We start from the raw sequence: 15,609 nt of genomic DNA on the forward strand, positions 1-15,609 counted from the left end.
CCATTCTCACGCGGCGGTTCTCGATGTCCGTCGCCTGGTAGGTGGGCCACCAACGGCGTCTGCGTGCCGGTGGGGCGTTGAAGGGTGTGAAGCGTGATGGCTTGAACGTCCGATCACCGCGCCGAGGGGCGAACGACAAATCGGAAGGTCTCGCTCGTGGGAGTGGCTGACGCTCCTTCGGCTAGCTCTGACGGTGGCCAACGGCGGCGTAGGCGCTGAGGTCGTACTTCGGTGGGTGAAAGGCCTGATGTGCCAGGTCGCCTATGTCTGGCCGCCAGTGGTGCGGTGCGACCAGGCCGGGCTGCAGTAACTCGTAGCGGTCGAGCATCGCGGTCACCGTTGCGCGGTCGCGCGGCTGATAAGGGAGCCCGTTTCGGACGAGGTTCTCGGCCGATCTACGGACTTCCACGCTGAAGACGTCGTCGGTGAGGTGGCTGAAGATGATCCAGGTGTTCGCTGGGAGTCCGCTGGTCAGTTCCGTGAGCACGTCAGTCGCGTTGGGCAGGAGTTCAGCGGTGCCGGACAGACACAACGCGATCGGTTGGTCGAGGTCGAGGAACCCGGTGATCTGGTCGAGAACGGCGGCGGTGTCGGTGATGTCGACCAGGGCGAAGCGGCGGTCCAGGCTGCGTTCGAGCAGGGCGCGGGCGTAGACGGCGACCAACGGATCGTGATCGAGGTAGAGAACGCGCCCGGTCTCGCCGCGGTGCGTAGCGGCATCACCCACGTCCGGAGGCAGCGGCATCCCGCAGCCGAGGTCGACGTACTGGTGCACACCGTGTTCGGTGCTGAGGACATGGACCGCGCGCAGCAGGAACCGTCGCGCCTCGCGCAGCGCGACGACGAACCTCTTGCTCACTGTCGCGGCGACGACACCGTCTATGTCGTAGTTATCCTTGCCGCCGAGCAGCTTGTTGACCACACGGGCGCTGCTGGGCACGTCGTAACGTAGCGCGACGCCAAGATCGGCCATGTCGAACAACTCCCGTGATGAGAAGGGGGCTGCCGGGCCCGACCCGTTCTGGCCGTGACGAGGGATACGGCCGAGCGGCGGTCGGGCCCGGGCAGCGGGTCAGGTGGTCAGATGCCGGGGCCGATGTGCTCGGCCAGGGCACGGTCGAGCAGGGCGCGGGCGTGCTCGCCGTAGAAGGCCTGGTCAGCGAGCAGGTCGAAGGTGCGCAGCGCGAGGGCGATCTCGTCCGCGCCTGTGGTCTCGACCGATCCGGTCACGGTCTCGATCGCGACTGCGGTTTCGTCGTGGATGACGAAGTTGTCGGCCTGGCCGATGAATTCGGCGTCGAGAGGGATGATGCCGATCTCGACGTTGTCGCGGGTGGTCAGGATGTCGCCGAGCTGGCGGATCTGCGCCGCCATGATCGCGTGGCTGCCGACGGTGCGCCGCAGCGCAGCCTCACCGATCAGCAAGTGAAAGCGGTGCCCGGGGGCGTCGAGCACGGCCTGGCGCTGCATCCGTGCGGTCGCGGTCGCCTCGCTGTCGTCGGGCAGGCCGAGGGCGGCGCTGCACTTAGTCAGGATCGCGCGGGCGTAGTCGAGGGTTTGCACCAGACCGGGCAGGATCTCGGGGCTGTGGCTGCGCTGGTATTTGGTCTCGGCTTCGATGTCGATCAGGCTGCGCTGCAACGTTTCCAGACCCGTGTTGTCGGTGGCGTCGTACCAGCTGGAGTAGGACATGATCTAACCTCTATTCTGCTTTTCGGTGGTTCGGTAGGCCGATGGAAGTCCACCGGGAGTGGTTGCTGGGTATTGGGGTAGCGCCCCCGGAGGTGCCGGGGCCGTGCCTCCGGGGGCGGTTCCCCACCCTCGGGTCGACCGGCCGGGTGCCCGGCCAGGGAACGACCCGAGGTATTCGGGTGGTCAGGCGCGGGCGATGGAGCTGATGCGGGTCGTCCCGTCGAGGTTGCGGGTGGTGATGATCTGGCGCGGTGCGAATGGCTCGCGGTCGGGGTGGTATTCGGTGACGGTGACCGCCCACAGGTCGGCGTCGCCGAGGCTGACCAAGGGGGAGATCGTGACGCAGTGGTGGGTGCCAGCCGGTGTCGCGTCGATCCCGGCCTGCAACCGGTCACCAGAGCGGAGCAGGGCGTCGTCGGTGAGGAACCGGCGTGCCTGCTCGGCAGAGCGTTGTACGTAGTAGGCGTAGTTGAAGCCCAGGATCGCGCCAGGGCCGGTTTCGGTGTTACCCGGCCCGAAGCCGGTCACCACACCCGATGGGGAGGTGATCTCGGCACAGGTGAAGGTGGGCGAGCCCGCGGTGCTCTCGGGCGCGGACACGATCGCGATCGTGGTCAGGGCTGCGAGGGTGCCGAGTACCGTCGCAGCGATCCAGCGGCGGTTGTGTGAGCGAGGCGTGGCAGTGGTGTCGAATTTGGCATACATGGGGATGGGGATTCCTTGGCTCGGGCGGGTTGTCGGGGGTGGCCCCGGAGTCGCCGGGAAACAACTCCGGGGCCGCCTCGGCACGGGGCCACGACCGGGTGAGACGTCTCGGGTATCTCGCCGGGTCACGTGCGGAGGCCATTCGGGTTGGTCGGGGCCATGACGACAGGCGTCAGGGCTGGAGGTAGAGGCGTTCGTTGGGCAGCCGGGGCAATCCGGTGCACCGGCCGGGGTATACGGCGACGGTTCCAGGGCGGTGGGCAGCCACGTCGCAGACGAACACCAGCGCGGCGGTGATACAGGCAGCGAATTCCATTCGGACGTTGGACATCAGGACCGTGAGACGAACGTCGGGTTCGTCCGGACGCGGCGACCGCCTGCTGTCGGAGCTCATCGCCGAGCCGTTCTGGGCAGGAAGGCTCGCGCGCACTCGATCACTACTTCGCCCGAAGGCCGGAAGGTCCCGGTTGCCGGCGAGATCCAGGTGCGGATCATCGACGAGTCTGGGACGGGGGAGGGCAAGGCGATGTCTCCGTCCCGGATGACCACGACGCGCGCCTGCCACAACTGCGCGACAACGGCAGGGTCATCGATCGGGCGCAGATCGGCTCTAACCAGGAAGGTCCACATATCCGCCCGGGGGTGGCCGATGATGGAAAGCGGCGCAACCCCGCGCACGTCGAGGCTGGTCTTGACGCGCTGAGCGAGCATCATTACCGCACCGATTAGCCTCCCTGCCTGCATCGTGATCCGTCCCGTGTCAGGGTCGACCACTGTGGGCAGCGAGCAGATGCGACGGTAGAACTCGCAGCGAGAGCGTGGTGTCTCGGCGAAGGCAGCAGCCGGAGAAGCGCTTTGGGACATTACAACCACCCGTCTTGAATCATCGCCTCGAACACCCGAGTCAGAACGGCAGGCGTCGGCTTGGGAACGGGCAGGGTGTATGCCTCGATCGCGAGCGAGTGGTCATCGCATCCCGGCGAAGACTGAGCGGCGGCGCAGACCAGACCGGCGTTTTCGAGGTCAGCGATGCTATCCAGCAGTGTTTGTCGGCCCTGAGTCTCACGATGCTGACTGGACAGGCTGGATGTCGAAGGCACGGGAACGGGCTCGCGCAACGAAGGGCCGTCGCATGCGACGACTTCGCGGTCGGGCACGCAATCGGTGTTCTGATCGCGTTGGTACTGGGAAATCGGACCGCTATCAGGCGACTGGGACTGGGAGCACGGCCCATCTTCTGAGGCGTGGTTCAGGATCGTCCTGCTCATCAATCCCCCTGGTAGGGCCCGGCGGGTGTCACACTCGACCGCTGCTCGAAGACTCGGGTAGCCGGAGTGGACCTGCTGCAATTGGGTAGGTCACGTCCAAGCATCCAGCGTCGAAAGCGGCAGGAAGAGGGCAAGTTATGGGGCAGATTAGGGCGATGACAACGCGCTCGCTGCGTTGCGTTTGCCGACTACACTCAATGGCGTCCCCGTACTCCACGCGGAGGTGCCGTGCCCCCGAACACTCAGTTGCAACAACGCAGGGAAGGCACGCCGTCACGGTTTGTGCCAGGACAGACGATGACGCGGGCTGAACTGGCTGACGCGATCAATGAGCACGTATGGCAAACAACTGGCATACGGCGCGACTTGGATGCGCATGCAATCGCGAGATATGAACGAGGAGTTGTGCGTTGGCCGAACGCTGACTACCGCCGCGCGATGAATGACATCCTCGGGGCGTCGGACGCTGAACTCGGGTTTGTCGCCTCCCGCCGTCGCCAGCCAGATGAGGGGCAACCCGACGGCACGCTTGCGGTGAACCTGTTCAGCCCGTTTGGCCCGTCAGCTGATCCGACGGCAATGGTGACTTTCTCTGATGCCGAAAGCTCGCGACCCGCTCGAGTTGGCAGTAGCGAGATCAATGCGATCCGCGCCGCTACACAGACCGCCGCAGAGACGGAGAACCTTCACGGCGGGGGTTCATCAGCAATTGTCATCGCGAGCCGCGAGCTGACGAAGTTCGCGCCGTGGGTGCACAGCTCGGTGAGCGCTAAGCTGCGCCGTTCCCTATTTGAGGCGGTCGGTAACCTGAGCAGCGTCGTAGGCTATACCGCGTTCGACGCGGGTGAGTTCCTTAATGCCGACCGCTGTTTCCAATTTGCCTTATGGTGTGCAGATTCGGCTGGATCATGGGACCTGCGGGCGAGTGCGCTCGCTGATATGGCGCGGCGGTCCGCGTTCGTTGGTGACCCTGACAGCGCACTCTCCCTGATTGAACTCGCACAGGTCCGATCCGACCGCTTGGCCTTCACCGTTCGGGCGATGCTGAGTGCCATGCGCGCACAGTACTTTGCGGCCTTGGGCCGTAGCGGTGAGGTGGTAGGTGAGGTTGCCCGCGCGGACGAGCTCTTCGCAGCTCGGACCCCCGACAGCGACCCACCGTGGATGTGCTTCTACGACACTGCCGAACATCTCGGAAGCACAGGGAAAGCACTTGCGCTCGCAGCCGAGGCGCTGGACTCGATCGACGTCGCCGCACCTAGAGCTCCTAACAGGTTCGGCTCGGTAGCGGTGAGACACCTTGTGGTGCACGATGTTTCGCTGTGGCAGCACCGTGGATCGTGGAGGACGAGTTGTGGGCGGTTATCGAACCGCTACTACCAGCGAAACCGGCGGGAACACCGGGCCCGGCCCAGCACGATCCGAGGCTGGTGTTCCAGGGAATCTTGTTCGTGCTGTTCACCGGGATCGGGTGGGAAGACCTGCCCCAGGAACTGGGGTTCGGGTCCGGGATGACGTGTTGGCGCAGGTTGCGGGACTGGCAGGCCGCCGGGGTGTTCGAGGCGATGCACCAAGCGGCCCTCGACCGCAGCAACACTGCCGGGTTGATCGACTTCGACCGGGTCATGATCGACGGCTCGCACGTGCGGGCCAAAAGGGGGGCGCAGCGACCGGGCCGAGCCCGGTAGACCGTGCCAAGACCGGCTCCAAACACCACCTGTTGACCTGCGGAAACGGGTTCCCGCTCGTCGTCGAGCTCTCCGCGGCCAACCTCAACGACCACCTGATGCTCGCGCCCGTGCTCGACCAGGTTCGACCCCTCCGCGGACGGCCGGGGTCACCACGGCGCCGGATCAAGACCCTCATCGGCGACAAGGGCTACGACTACCCCAGCGTGTACGCCGAGCTGCGGAAACGCGGGATCACCGGCTACATTCCTCGCCGCGGAACCCGTGACAAGGTCACCGCCGGTCGGTGGATCGTGGAGCAGACCTTCGCCCTGCTCCACCAGTACCGGCGCCTGGCCGTCCGATGGGAACGTCGGACCGACATTCACTACGGATTCCTCAATCTTGGTGCGGCACTGATCTGTTGGCGACGACTCAGCAACCGAACCCGATAGGGGCTCCTAGGCTTCGCTACGCCATCGACATGCACGGCTCCGACTACCTGAGGTCGCGCACCTTCTCAGAGATCCGACTGGCTGCGCTGACGATGAAGCTCGGAGACCCGCGCGAGGCGGCGGCGCTCGGATGCGAAGCGGTAGAGCACAGTCGGACGCTGAGGTCGGCGCGCATCGCAACCGAACTTCGTGGGCTGGCGGCTGTGGCAAGTACTCACCGTCGCATCACTGACGTCGGCGAGTTGCGAGCGATGATCGCCGCCACAGCACCACGTAGGCGAGCGAAATGAACAGATCCGAAGCTGCCGAGCGGGACGCGCGGGCCATTTTCAAGCAGGCGGCGGCTAGAAGCGGCGTCGATCCGACGCACGCGGAACTCGTACGGGCCGGGTCGAACAGCATCTTCGTGGTCGACGACCTCGTTGGTCGGGTCGGCAAGGTGGGGTCGGCGGACTCGGCTTTGCGGGAGTTGCGTATCTCCCAGTGGCTGAACGCATCTGGCTTGCCCACGGTTCGAGTCGCTGACGTGGCGAATCCGATTTCGGTGGTGAACGATCGTCCGGTGACCTGGTGGGAGCGTATTCCGGACCATCGCGCGGCGAGCACGACTGAACTCGCAACCGTGCTTCGCCGACTGCACGCACTCGCGCCACCGACGACATTTACGCTTCCGGAGCACCAGCCACTCGCCGGCCTGCGTGGAGTCATCACGTCCGCAGATGAGCTCGGGAAGAACGACCGTGCATGGCTTCTGGAACACCTCGACACTTTGTCCAGCAGGTATCTGGCTCTCGGCGAGCCGATGCAGCGCAAAGTGATTCATGGCGATGCCTGGCAGGGCAACGTCGTTGTTCCGCTCGACGGTGTCCCGATAGTTGTTGATTTGGACCGTGTTTCGTTGGGCCGCCCCGCATGGGACCTCATTCAGGTAGCTGCTGACCGCACCGACTTCGACCGCTTGTCAGAAGGCGACTACCGATCGTTCGTGGATGCGTATGGTGCTGACGTCACTACCGACCCGGCCTTCCGGCTGCTTGCCGACATTCAAGAGCTGCGGTGGGTTGTCTTCGCCCTGTCGCAGTCCTCGAGCAGCGAGAGCGCAGCAAACCAGGTACGGCACCGGCTGGCGTGCCTCCGCGGAGAGATCGCACGGCCCTGGCGTTGGGCCGCACTCTGAATTGCCCGTGCCGCTGCCTCCCTGGCTGTGCGTCGCGCCGATGGGACTCACCGCGGTTGCACGGGGGTTGTCGGCGCGGTGCGTTTCAGCAGGCGATGGCGCGTGTGTTGTAGAGGCCGTGGACGGACAGGATCTCGAAACATGCTCCGTACTGGTCGATTTCGAGGTTCAGCTGGATCGGGTGCGCGTCGCCAGGTGGATGGAGACGGAGTGGGATCGCGCGATGCCAGTTGTAGCTGACCTGCAAGGGTGTGGCGTCCCATGCTTGCCGGAACCCGGGGTTGTCGCGCAGCGTCCGGAACAGTGCTTGTGCTCGGGGTGAATCGCGGTAACGGCCAAGCGCGGCGCGCAGGTTGCGGATGTTGTAGGGCAGGTGTTCGTGCCAGTCCTCGATGAGGTCGCGGGCGGTGGGCGAGAACATCCACCGCACGATGTTGTGGTCGGCGTCAGCGAGGCCGGGCATGATCCGGTAGAAGACCTTGTTGCAGTGCAGGACGTTCTGGAGTGGGTCGAGGTAGGCGCCCATGACCTCGCATCGGTCGAGGTAGTCGAGGTGGTGGTGGACGCCGTCGTTGGTGAGGTACCGGCGCAGGCCGTTGATCGGTGGTAGCTCGGCGGCGGGGTGCAGCAGATCTTGCAGGTGTCGCTGTTGGTCGGGGGTGAGGTCGTCGAAGAAGGCGAACAGACCCTTCTGCACCTTGGGTCCAGGCTTGGTGCGGGTCTGAATGATCTGGTTGAGGCGGGAGATGCCGAATCCTGCTTTGTTGGCGGTGGATTCGCGGGATAGCTGGCGCTTGTGGCGCAGGAATTCCAGCGTGTCGTGGAAGTCGGGCATCCCGGATAGCACGAGGGACATGTCAGTGGTCTCGCTTCTGCGGCGGGATCAGGACGATGGCGACGGCGAGCGCAGCACACGGTGCCGGTGGCTGTCGGTGTGGATCTGTTCCGAGATGGCGGGTGTGCTGGGGGTTGCTGGTCATGGTCGGGCTCCTTCGTTGGGATGTCTCCGCCCGGGGCTTCCGGGGGAGTGGTCGTAGTGCGATGGAGGGGTCAGGTGTCGCTGCTGGGCTGCTCGTACGGGTCGGGGTAGACGAAGCAGAACCTCAGGTCGGGAGGGCCTTCTGCTCCGACGCCGAGGTGGATGCGGATGGTGCGTTGCTCGCCGGTGTCGGGATCACGTACCTGCAGCGGCTGCACGGTTTTGTGGCCGTAGGCGACCTCGATGCTGTCGGCCCATCTCTGCCGGAAAGTGGTTGCCGCGCTGAGCTTCTCGTGCAGCGTTCGTGCGCGGGGACTGTGCCGGTAGATGCCGAACTTCGCGCGCAGAGACGCGACCATGTAGGTAGCGGCGGCGTCCCAGTGCACGAGGAGAGGCTCGGCGGTGGGTGTGGTGGTGCTGGGGTGGAAGAACCACTGGCTGAGGTTGTCGTCGTAGTCGGCGAGCTCGGGCAGCGTGCTGCGGAAGCGCTCGCTGGCGTAGACCACGTTCCACAAAGGGTCGAGATACGCACCGACCAAACCTCGTTCATCGAGACGACGCAACGTCGTGCGGTGCTCGCAGGCGACGGGGCGGGCTCGTAGCTCCTCGATCGAGGGCAACGGTAGCGGCGGCCCGGCGAGTTCGCGGGTGTAGCGGGCCTGGGACTCGTTCATGCCGAGCCCGGTGATGAACTGCTCGAGCACTGTCGGCGAGGCCGAACGCTCTCCGCGTTCGATCTTCTTGATCAGGTCCTCGCTGACCTGGAGTCGGCCGGCGGCCTCGGCCCGGGTCAGGCCCCGCGCCTCGCGGACTTGTCGGATCCATCGGCGCAGGTCGGGTAGCTCGGATGTGGTGCGGCGGGCCTTGCCTCGCCGCGGTCGCCGGGTCGAGCCGGTCCGCCGGTTCATGTGTCAAGCCCCTCCTATTTGAGTCTTCCGTCGCCCCTCCACCACGCGATAGGCTGAAGAGTTAACTCCCCCGAGTTGATTAACTTCTACCAGAAAGGGAACAGCCCGGCCACCGATCATTCACTGTGACCTGGCTGACAATTAGCTACGGACCTCCGCGCGGGGCGCGCGGAGCGTTCTGGGCACCCTTTCCCCGATGCGGGACACCCGCCGGAAAATTTCTTTGGTGACACTTTTTGTCCCTGTTTCGCTGATCGGCGCAGGCCACCGTGTGTGTGCGTGGTGGTACAGAAAATGGTACCGATTTTTGTCCCCGTCAAAAGGGTGGCGCACCAGTGGTTTTCGGGGTTGTGATGGTGAGGCAATCGCTCCTCCTCGGAAAGGGAAGTCATGGACCTCTACACCATCCTGTCGGTTCTCAGCGCCGGTGCGTCACTGGTCTCGAACGTGCTGGCAATCGCCACGCAGGTGCTGCCGTTCTTCTGATCTAGGCTGATCATTTTTTGACTACTCAAAAGATGATCAGCTAAGCCTCTCGGCTGCGGTCCCCGCCGGGAGCCGGGAATCTCCCGGCGGGGACCGGCAACTTCATTCGCCTCAAAACTTCCTATTACTTCTCTGCTTCATTCCTTCATTCCTTCCTTTATCTGAAAGGAGTCATTTGTCATGTCCAAAAACGGTGCTACATCGTCAGCGGTCGTGTCCGTCGGGCCGCTCTACGGTGCCGGAGGCCGGTGCATTCGCCGAGGCCATGAGGGCTGGATGCTGTGGGGTGGCCGTGCGGTCGCTGCGGGTGTGGTGCCTGTGCTGATGGTGTTGGCGGTCCAGCCCGCGAGTGCGATGGCGCCGTTGGCCCCGGTCGCGGATCAGCCCGGTGTCACCGCCCCGGCCCAGCCCGGAACGACCGCTCCCGCACCGCCTCCGGCCCCGGTCGAACCGGAACCGCCGGTGTATGTCGAACAGCCACCCGAGATCCGCAACGGGCCCGAACCGCGCCCGGAGCCCTCGTCTGCGCCCGCCCCGCCGGTGTATCTGATGGAGCTGCACTCGCCGGAGCCGGTGGAGCCGGTCGCGCCGATCGAACCGCCCCCGGACACGATCCGGATCGGGACGGCGGTGTTCCCCGATCCGGAGTGGTTGCCGCCGGAGGTCGGCGACACGATCAACACCGTCAGCGCTGACCTTGAAGCCCAGGCCGCGACGTTCCTCGACTCGGTTGGGCTGCCCGCCGGGCGCTCGGACCGCGTCGCCGGTGCCACCGTCGCCGGAGCCGGAGCGGGTGGCGCGATCGGCGGCGCGCTCACCGGTGCACCGGCGGCAGCGGTCGGTGCTGTCGTGGGTGGTCTCGCGGGAGGCACGATCGGCGGGATCGCCGGAGCCGCGATCGGCACCGTGATCGCGATCCCGGTGATCGGCACCGTCACCTCCGGTGTCGCCGGTACCGCGTTGGGCGCGGCGGCCGGGGCAGCAGCCGGGGCAGCCGTCGCGGGTGTTCCTGCCGCCGCGATAGGTGCATTGGTCGGTGGCACGGTCGGTGCTGGGTTCGGCGCCGGGGTGGGAGTCGGACAACCATGATCGGTCTACGCCTGCCCACCACCGTCGTCACCACCACCGTTCTCGCCGGTGCCCTCTGCTTGTCCTGCGTGGGTCCGGCGACGGCGCAGCCCGAGGTCGCCGGCCAGAGCTGCCCGGCGTTGTGGATCCTCGGAGTCCAGGGCACCAGCGAGTCCTCCCCAGGCGCGTCGGCGACCGCTGACTCCGGCATGCTCGGCCACCTGCTCGGCCCCGTCGCCGCCGACGACCCGAACCTGGTGCAACGCACCTACATTGCCTATCCGGCCTCCTTCGGGGGAGCGCCTGGCACCGGTGGCGGCACCGATCCGTACTCGGCCTCGGCCAATGCGGGCCTGAACGCGCTGCTGTCCGCATCCGAGGATGTCGCCGCGACGTGCCCAGCAACCTCACAAGCGGTAGTCGGATATTCCCAAGGCGCGCAGATTGTTTCGGGGTTCGCGCAGATGGTCGGGGCCGGGGAAGGCCCAGTGGCGCCTGCGCGAGTCGCCGCGGTGATCCTGTACTCCGATCCCGACCGCGCGCCGGGCTCCCCGGTCATTACGGGCCGCCCCGGGCAGACGACCCCGGACCCAGTCCCCGGCACTAGCGGGGCAGCGGTGTCCCGGATCAACCTGACCAGCGCTGTCGCCTCCGGTGGCGGGATCGCTACCAGCGCCGGGGTCGACTACGGTGCGCTCACCGGCAGGGTCGCCGACATTTGCGTCGAGGGCGACCTCAGCTGCTCGGCACCCGACCGAGCCGCCATGCTGCGCGTCGCGGCCCAGCTCGCCGCCCAGGCCGACCTGCGCGACCCGATCGCCGCCGTCGCCTCGATCCAAACCCTGCTGTCGAGTGCCCTCGGTGACGCCTGGACCACGGTGGTGCTCGACGACTTCCAGATCGGACCAGGCACAATCGCGTACGTGCCCGCGGCGAGTCTGGCGCAGCGGCTCACCGATGCCGCCGACTCCCGCACCCCTGCACCGGGCCCAGCTGAGATCGCCGCTGCGAACGCGCGGTGGGCCGAAATCTCCGCCACTGTCGCCGCCAACCCGCTGACCACGTTGCCGCCGCTCGCGGCCGGATTGTCGGCCGCCTGGGGCCAGCTCGTCGCGGACAACGCCGACCTGATCGATCCTGCGGTGTGGTTGCGCTACACCGACATTCCCGCCCGCCACACCGGCTACGTCGCATCCGGGCACATCGCCAGCGGGGCCGCGTGGCTGACCGCCGCTGCCCACGACCTCGCCGGAGCCAACCAATGACCATCAGTGACTTCTACACCACCCCCGTCCTGCCCGAAGGCGTCCGCCCAGGCGACATCGTGCGCCTGCGACCGGTGTTCGTCCCGCAGCTGGCGGGTGCGGCCGGGGCCTGGCAACTGGTCTACGTCTCGAGCGATTCCCGCTCGCAGCCGATCGCGGCCTCGGCGATCATCTTGATCCCCGAGGCCAAGCCGAAACCGGGAACCGGCGCGATCCTGCTCTACTGCCCGCCGTTTCGCGGACTGGGCGGCCACTGCGCGCCCTCGCAACTGCTGGCCACCGGTACCGAGTACGACCTCGCCGGCATCGACGCCGCACTCGCGCGAGGCTGGGTCGTCGCCGTCCCCGACGGGCAAGGACTCGGTGCGGGGACGGGCCCGCACACCTTCCTCGCGGCCCGTGCGGCCGGTGCCAAACCCGTGCTCGATCTGGCTCGTGCGGTCTACCGTGCCTCGGACCTGGACCTACCGGTCGCACCAGTGGTTGCGTGGGGATATGCCGACGGCGGCCGGATCGCGGCCGTCGCGGCGGAGCTGCAGCCCTGGTATGCCCCGGAGGTCGACCTGCGTGGTGTCGCCGCTGGGGCGGTCTTCTCCGACCTGGCGGTCCTGGCCCCGTTGGTCGGCCGCAACACCCGCACCGGACTCGCGGGCCTGGCGTTCGCCGGGCTGATCGGGTTGTCCCACGCCTACAACCAACTCCCATTACGGCACGTCCTCAACGAAGCCGGGCTCGTCGCCGCCGCCGAGGCCCGCCACCTCACCGTCGTCGAACTCTTGCAACGGTTCCCCGAGCCGCTGGCCCACTGGTGCCGCGAACCCGATCCGTGGAATGACCACTGGTGGCGACGCGTCCTCGCCCTGGAATCTTTGGCCCATGTGAAAACGGCTGTGCCGCTGCACCTTTACCACGGTGAGCTGGATCTGGTGGTGCCGGTGCGCTCAGGGCGGCGCGCCATGATCGCCTACCGGCAACGTGGCACGAACGTGGACTGGCGCGAGTACGACGGCGACCACCGTTCCACCGCGCACTGGGCGATCTCCGATGTCCTGGCCCGGCTCACCGAGGACATCGCCACCGGCCCTGTGCCCCAGCCGATCCCCGCGCAGGGCGAGGCCGAGGCCAGGCGAGGCGCGTGAGCCGCCCCTGAACCCCTCCGGGGGAACCCGCCCACACCCTGGCACCCCCACTTCCCCCACCCCAGGGTGCGGGCGGGCCCCGGAGAACCCCCGATGTGAGGCGAGGCGAGATGAATGGCGAGGTACCCGCGTAACCCAGATGACGACGACAGCGACGACGAGACCTGGGTCGACCTCCCCGCGTCCCCCGGCCTGCGCCTGGTGACGGGTACCGGCTCCGATCCGTCCGTCGACGAGCCAGAGCCGCCCTCGGGCGAGTGCTGGGCCTACCCGCTTCGACATACTCCCACCGCTGCCGAGGGCGGTGGGTTTTCCGGCGGGTGGGGCGGCATCGGGCACCGGCTGCCGGGCGGGGCGTGGGCCGCCCTGGCGGCCCTGGTCGCCGTCCTGGCCGCTGTGCTGGTGGTCTCCGCCGACGAGGGCGGCGATACCGGCCATCAGGCGACGGTCACTACCGCAGCCCCACCCAGCTCGACCACCACTGCGCAGGGCCCGTGCACCGGGCTCACGGGCACCGTGGTCACCGACCGCGCCGGTGATCGCGCCACCCTGGAAGGGCTGATTGCTTCCTTCGAGGCCGCCTACTACATCGACCGAGACGCCGCGAAAGCGATGCTGTTGCTCGCACCCGAGACCGGGATCACCGTCGAGGGACTCGCCGCGGGCATCGCCACCATCCCGCCCGGCACCCGCCACTGTGTCGCGATCACCCCGATCGCAGCGACCGCCGCCACGGTGCACATCGTGGAACTGCATCCGGACCGGACACGAACCGACTACCTCCAGCTGATCAACACCCGCCCCGCCGAACCCGGTGGTGCGCTGGTGATCTCCAACTTCCAAAAGCAAGGATAAGAGGCGGATACCGATGATGAGGCCGGGCTCGCAGGCGCCGTATCTGATCGCTGTGGCCGGACTGAGCCCGCGCGCCGGAACCACCACGACTACCGTCGCGCTGGCACACGCGTGGCCCGGCCCCGAGCCCGCCCTCATCGTGGAAGCCGACCCCGCAGGCGGTCAACTCGCCGACCTGCTCGATCTGGACCCGCATCTCGGGTTGGCGAGCCTGGCCCGGCGCACCGTCACCGGCCAGCCCGTCAGCGCGAACTCGCTCGCCCAGCATGTGCAGTACCTGCCCGGCGGGGAGGCGTTACTGGCCGCGCCGCCAAGCCACGACCCTGCTCGCCCGATCCCGGCCGCTGAACTGCTCACCGGGCCCCACGCGAGCTGGCAGGGATTCGGGGCCACGGTGTTCGCCGATTGCGGTGTCCCCGAGCCGGACTCGCCCCCGCATCCGGTCATCGCCGCCGCCGACGGCAGCCTGTTCGTCGTGCGCGCCGACCACATCGACCCGCACGACGCCGCCCAGCGCATCCTCGACCTCACCCGTCGACGCCGCCTGCGCGGGATCGTGGTCATCGGCGGCAGCACCGCCTATGTCGCCGCGATCGGGTTCCCGGTCGTGGGCGCCCTGCCCGCCTCACGCGCCGGTGCCCGAGCGGTGCTGACCGGCCGCCGGGCACGACGGCACCTGATCACCCCGGCCCGTTCCATCACCACCGCCGTCGACATCCAGCTCCGCGATGACGGCCGCCACGACCTCCTCGCCCACCCGCACACCACCCGAGCTGTCAGACAGTCCCGCCCGAGACACCGCGACGAGGACGGGCCGAGGATCTACAGCATCGACGCCGCACCGATGCCCGCCTCGCGCACCCGTGCGACCGAGCCCGACAACACCGAGCTGCTCCCACCGCTACCAGCGACTGCCCCGGTACTCGCGGCCGAGGCCGAGGATGCCGGCCACACCCGCGAGGACGACCTCGCCGCGGCACCCGAGTCCAGCATCGGCCCGGGGGCCGAGGCCGAAGGCGCCGACATCACACCAGTTTCGGAACCCGCAGGAGATGAGCCAGCGTTGACGGTGCGGGTTTTCGGGCCGACACGGATCTTCTGGCGTGATCCCGATACCGGGGAGAGCGTCGAGATCACCGTGCAGTTGCAGCCCCGCATCCGCGAACTCGTCGCCGTCCTGGCCCTGCACCCAGACGGGCTCTCGCGCCAGCAGCTGATCGAGCTGCTGTGGAGCACACGCTCCCGCGACAAGGGCGGCAGCGCACTCGCGAACACCCTGAGCCGCCTTCGCGCCGCGATCACCACCGCCACCGGCGGGCAGATCACCGACATCCTCGCCGACGACCGCCTCCAATTCCGGCTCTCACCCCAGCTGGTCGGCGTCGACTACTGGGATTTCAACACAGCAGTGGCCGCGCGCCGCCGCGCACGCAGCGACGTCGACCAGGCCGACGCCGCCCGACAGATCGCGGCCCTGGCCACCAGCGAGCTGGCCAGCGATCTCACCGACACCTGGGTCGAAGCCCTGCGCGAATCGGCCCGGCGCACCTCGCTCAACGCCTTGAGCTGGCTGGCCACCCGCAACACCGACAACGACCCCCGCGCCACCCTGGGAATGCTCGAGACAACCGTCGAGAACGACCCCTACAACGAATCGGTCTGGCGGGACCTCCTGCGCCTACACGCCCGCCTCGGCGAAAACGCCGCACTCACCCGCACCTACACCCTCCTGACCAGAAAACTCGCCGAAATCGGCCAGACCCCGAGCCGCGAGACACGAGAACTACTCGACCGACTCCGCCATGCCGAGAAACAATAACGAACCATCGGGAATTTCTCTGATCGCCAATTATCGTTTATCCTATAGGTGCGAGTTCTGCTGGCGAATATCGCGCCGACAACCGCAATACTAATAGCGTTCAAAATGCGGAAATCGTCGGCGTTT

At 67.2% G+C, this 15,609-nt stretch carries 16 protein-coding genes and 1 pseudogene; 8 read left to right on the forward strand and 9 right to left on the reverse strand.

The window, feature by feature from the left end; all coding sequences use genetic code 11:
• Window positions 1-181: 181 nt before the first annotated feature.
• From NV348_RS23895 to NV348_RS23920, 6 genes are all read right to left on the reverse strand, one after another.
• Entirely contained in the window at window positions 182-973 is a 792-nt protein-coding gene (locus tag NV348_RS23895; protein WP_098086762.1) for an SAM-dependent methyltransferase, read from the reverse strand.
• Window positions 974-1,080: 107 nt separating this feature from the next.
• Window positions 1,081-1,692, reverse strand: coding sequence for a DUF5753 domain-containing protein (locus tag NV348_RS23900; RefSeq protein WP_098086763.1), 612 nt, complete (start codon window positions 1,690-1,692; stop codon window positions 1,081-1,083).
• A 183-nt stretch (window positions 1,693-1,875) separates the two neighbouring features.
• Entirely contained in the window at window positions 1,876-2,397 is a 522-nt protein-coding gene (locus tag NV348_RS23905; RefSeq protein WP_098086764.1) for a DUF8176 domain-containing protein, read from the reverse strand.
• A gap of 172 nt (window positions 2,398-2,569) precedes the next feature.
• Window positions 2,570-2,728 carry a hypothetical protein gene (locus NV348_RS23910; RefSeq protein WP_447148852.1) on the reverse strand — a complete coding sequence of 53 codons (159 nt, stop codon included), beginning with the start codon at window positions 2,726-2,728 and terminating at the stop codon, window positions 2,570-2,572.
• Between the two features lie 59 nt (window positions 2,729-2,787).
• The gene (locus tag NV348_RS23915) at window positions 2,788-3,111 is read right to left on the reverse strand and encodes a hypothetical protein (protein WP_127516364.1); all 324 of its coding nucleotides are present in this window, start codon (window positions 3,109-3,111) and stop codon (window positions 2,788-2,790) included.
• 149 nt (window positions 3,112-3,260) lie between these two features.
• Window positions 3,261-3,665: a hypothetical protein gene (locus tag NV348_RS23920; protein ID WP_127516366.1), complete on the reverse strand. Its 405-nt coding sequence runs from the start codon at window positions 3,663-3,665 to the stop codon at window positions 3,261-3,263.
• 297 nt (window positions 3,666-3,962) lie between these two features.
• Between NV348_RS23920 and NV348_RS36510 the strand changes: the two are divergent.
• From NV348_RS36510 to NV348_RS23930, 3 genes and pseudogenes are all read left to right on the forward strand, one after another.
• Window positions 3,963-4,898, forward strand: a pseudogene (locus NV348_RS36510) (NsdA family TPR-like regulatory protein); the annotation flags it as partial.
• An 89-nt stretch (window positions 4,899-4,987) separates the two neighbouring features.
• Window positions 4,988-5,787 (forward strand): IS5 family transposase gene (locus NV348_RS23925; RefSeq protein ID WP_447145886.1). Its coding sequence is split into 2 segments (ribosomal slippage): window positions 4,988-5,318 and window positions 5,318-5,787, totalling 801 coding nucleotides; the frame shifts between segments, so codons are not numbered across the junction.
• A gap of 286 nt (window positions 5,788-6,073) precedes the next feature.
• Window positions 6,074-6,964, forward strand: a complete 891-nt coding sequence (locus NV348_RS23930; RefSeq protein WP_098086767.1) for a phosphotransferase family protein — start codon at window positions 6,074-6,076, stop codon at window positions 6,962-6,964.
• An 85-nt stretch (window positions 6,965-7,049) separates the two neighbouring features.
• Here NV348_RS23930 and NV348_RS23935 read toward each other — a convergent pair whose 3' ends face one another.
• The 3 genes from NV348_RS23935 to NV348_RS23945 all read right to left on the reverse strand — a co-directional run bounded on the left by NV348_RS23935 (window position 7,050) and on the right by NV348_RS23945 (window position 8,851).
• Complete coding sequence (locus tag NV348_RS23935; protein WP_098086768.1) at window positions 7,050-7,820, reverse strand: MmyB family transcriptional regulator; 771 nt, start codon at window positions 7,818-7,820, stop codon at window positions 7,050-7,052.
• Between the two features lies 1 nt (window position 7,821).
• Window positions 7,822-7,944, reverse strand: a complete 123-nt coding sequence (locus NV348_RS23940; RefSeq protein WP_447148853.1) for a hypothetical protein — start codon at window positions 7,942-7,944, stop codon at window positions 7,822-7,824.
• A 70-nt stretch (window positions 7,945-8,014) separates the two neighbouring features.
• Window positions 8,015-8,851 carry a helix-turn-helix domain-containing protein gene (locus NV348_RS23945; protein WP_098086769.1) on the reverse strand — a complete coding sequence of 279 codons (837 nt, stop codon included), beginning with the start codon at window positions 8,849-8,851 and terminating at the stop codon, window positions 8,015-8,017.
• An 810-nt stretch (window positions 8,852-9,661) separates the two neighbouring features.
• Here NV348_RS23945 and NV348_RS23950 point away from each other — a divergent pair.
• The 5 genes from NV348_RS23950 to NV348_RS23970 all read left to right on the forward strand — a co-directional run bounded on the left by NV348_RS23950 (window position 9,662) and on the right by NV348_RS23970 (window position 15,483).
• Window positions 9,662-10,426, forward strand: coding sequence for a hypothetical protein (locus tag NV348_RS23950; protein WP_253805112.1), 765 nt, complete (start codon window positions 9,662-9,664; stop codon window positions 10,424-10,426).
• Entirely contained in the window at window positions 10,423-11,670 is a 1,248-nt protein-coding gene (locus NV348_RS23955; RefSeq protein WP_098086771.1) for a cutinase family protein, read from the forward strand. The genes NV348_RS23950 and NV348_RS23955 overlap by 4 nt, the downstream gene beginning before the upstream one ends.
• Complete coding sequence (locus NV348_RS23960; RefSeq protein WP_098086772.1) at window positions 11,667-12,809, forward strand: lipase family protein; 1,143 nt, start codon at window positions 11,667-11,669, stop codon at window positions 12,807-12,809. Before NV348_RS23955 ends, NV348_RS23960 begins: the two co-directional genes overlap by 4 nt.
• A 114-nt stretch (window positions 12,810-12,923) precedes the next feature.
• Window positions 12,924-13,664, forward strand: a complete 741-nt coding sequence (locus NV348_RS23965) for a DUF8176 domain-containing protein (RefSeq protein WP_098086773.1) — start codon at window positions 12,924-12,926, stop codon at window positions 13,662-13,664.
• Window positions 13,665-13,677: 13 nt separating this feature from the next.
• Entirely contained in the window at window positions 13,678-15,483 is a 1,806-nt protein-coding gene (locus NV348_RS23970; protein ID WP_098086774.1) for an AfsR/SARP family transcriptional regulator, read from the forward strand.
• Window positions 15,484-15,609: the final 126 nt, after the last annotated feature.

It is taken from the genome of Nocardia fodinahabitans, assembly GCF_052983615.1.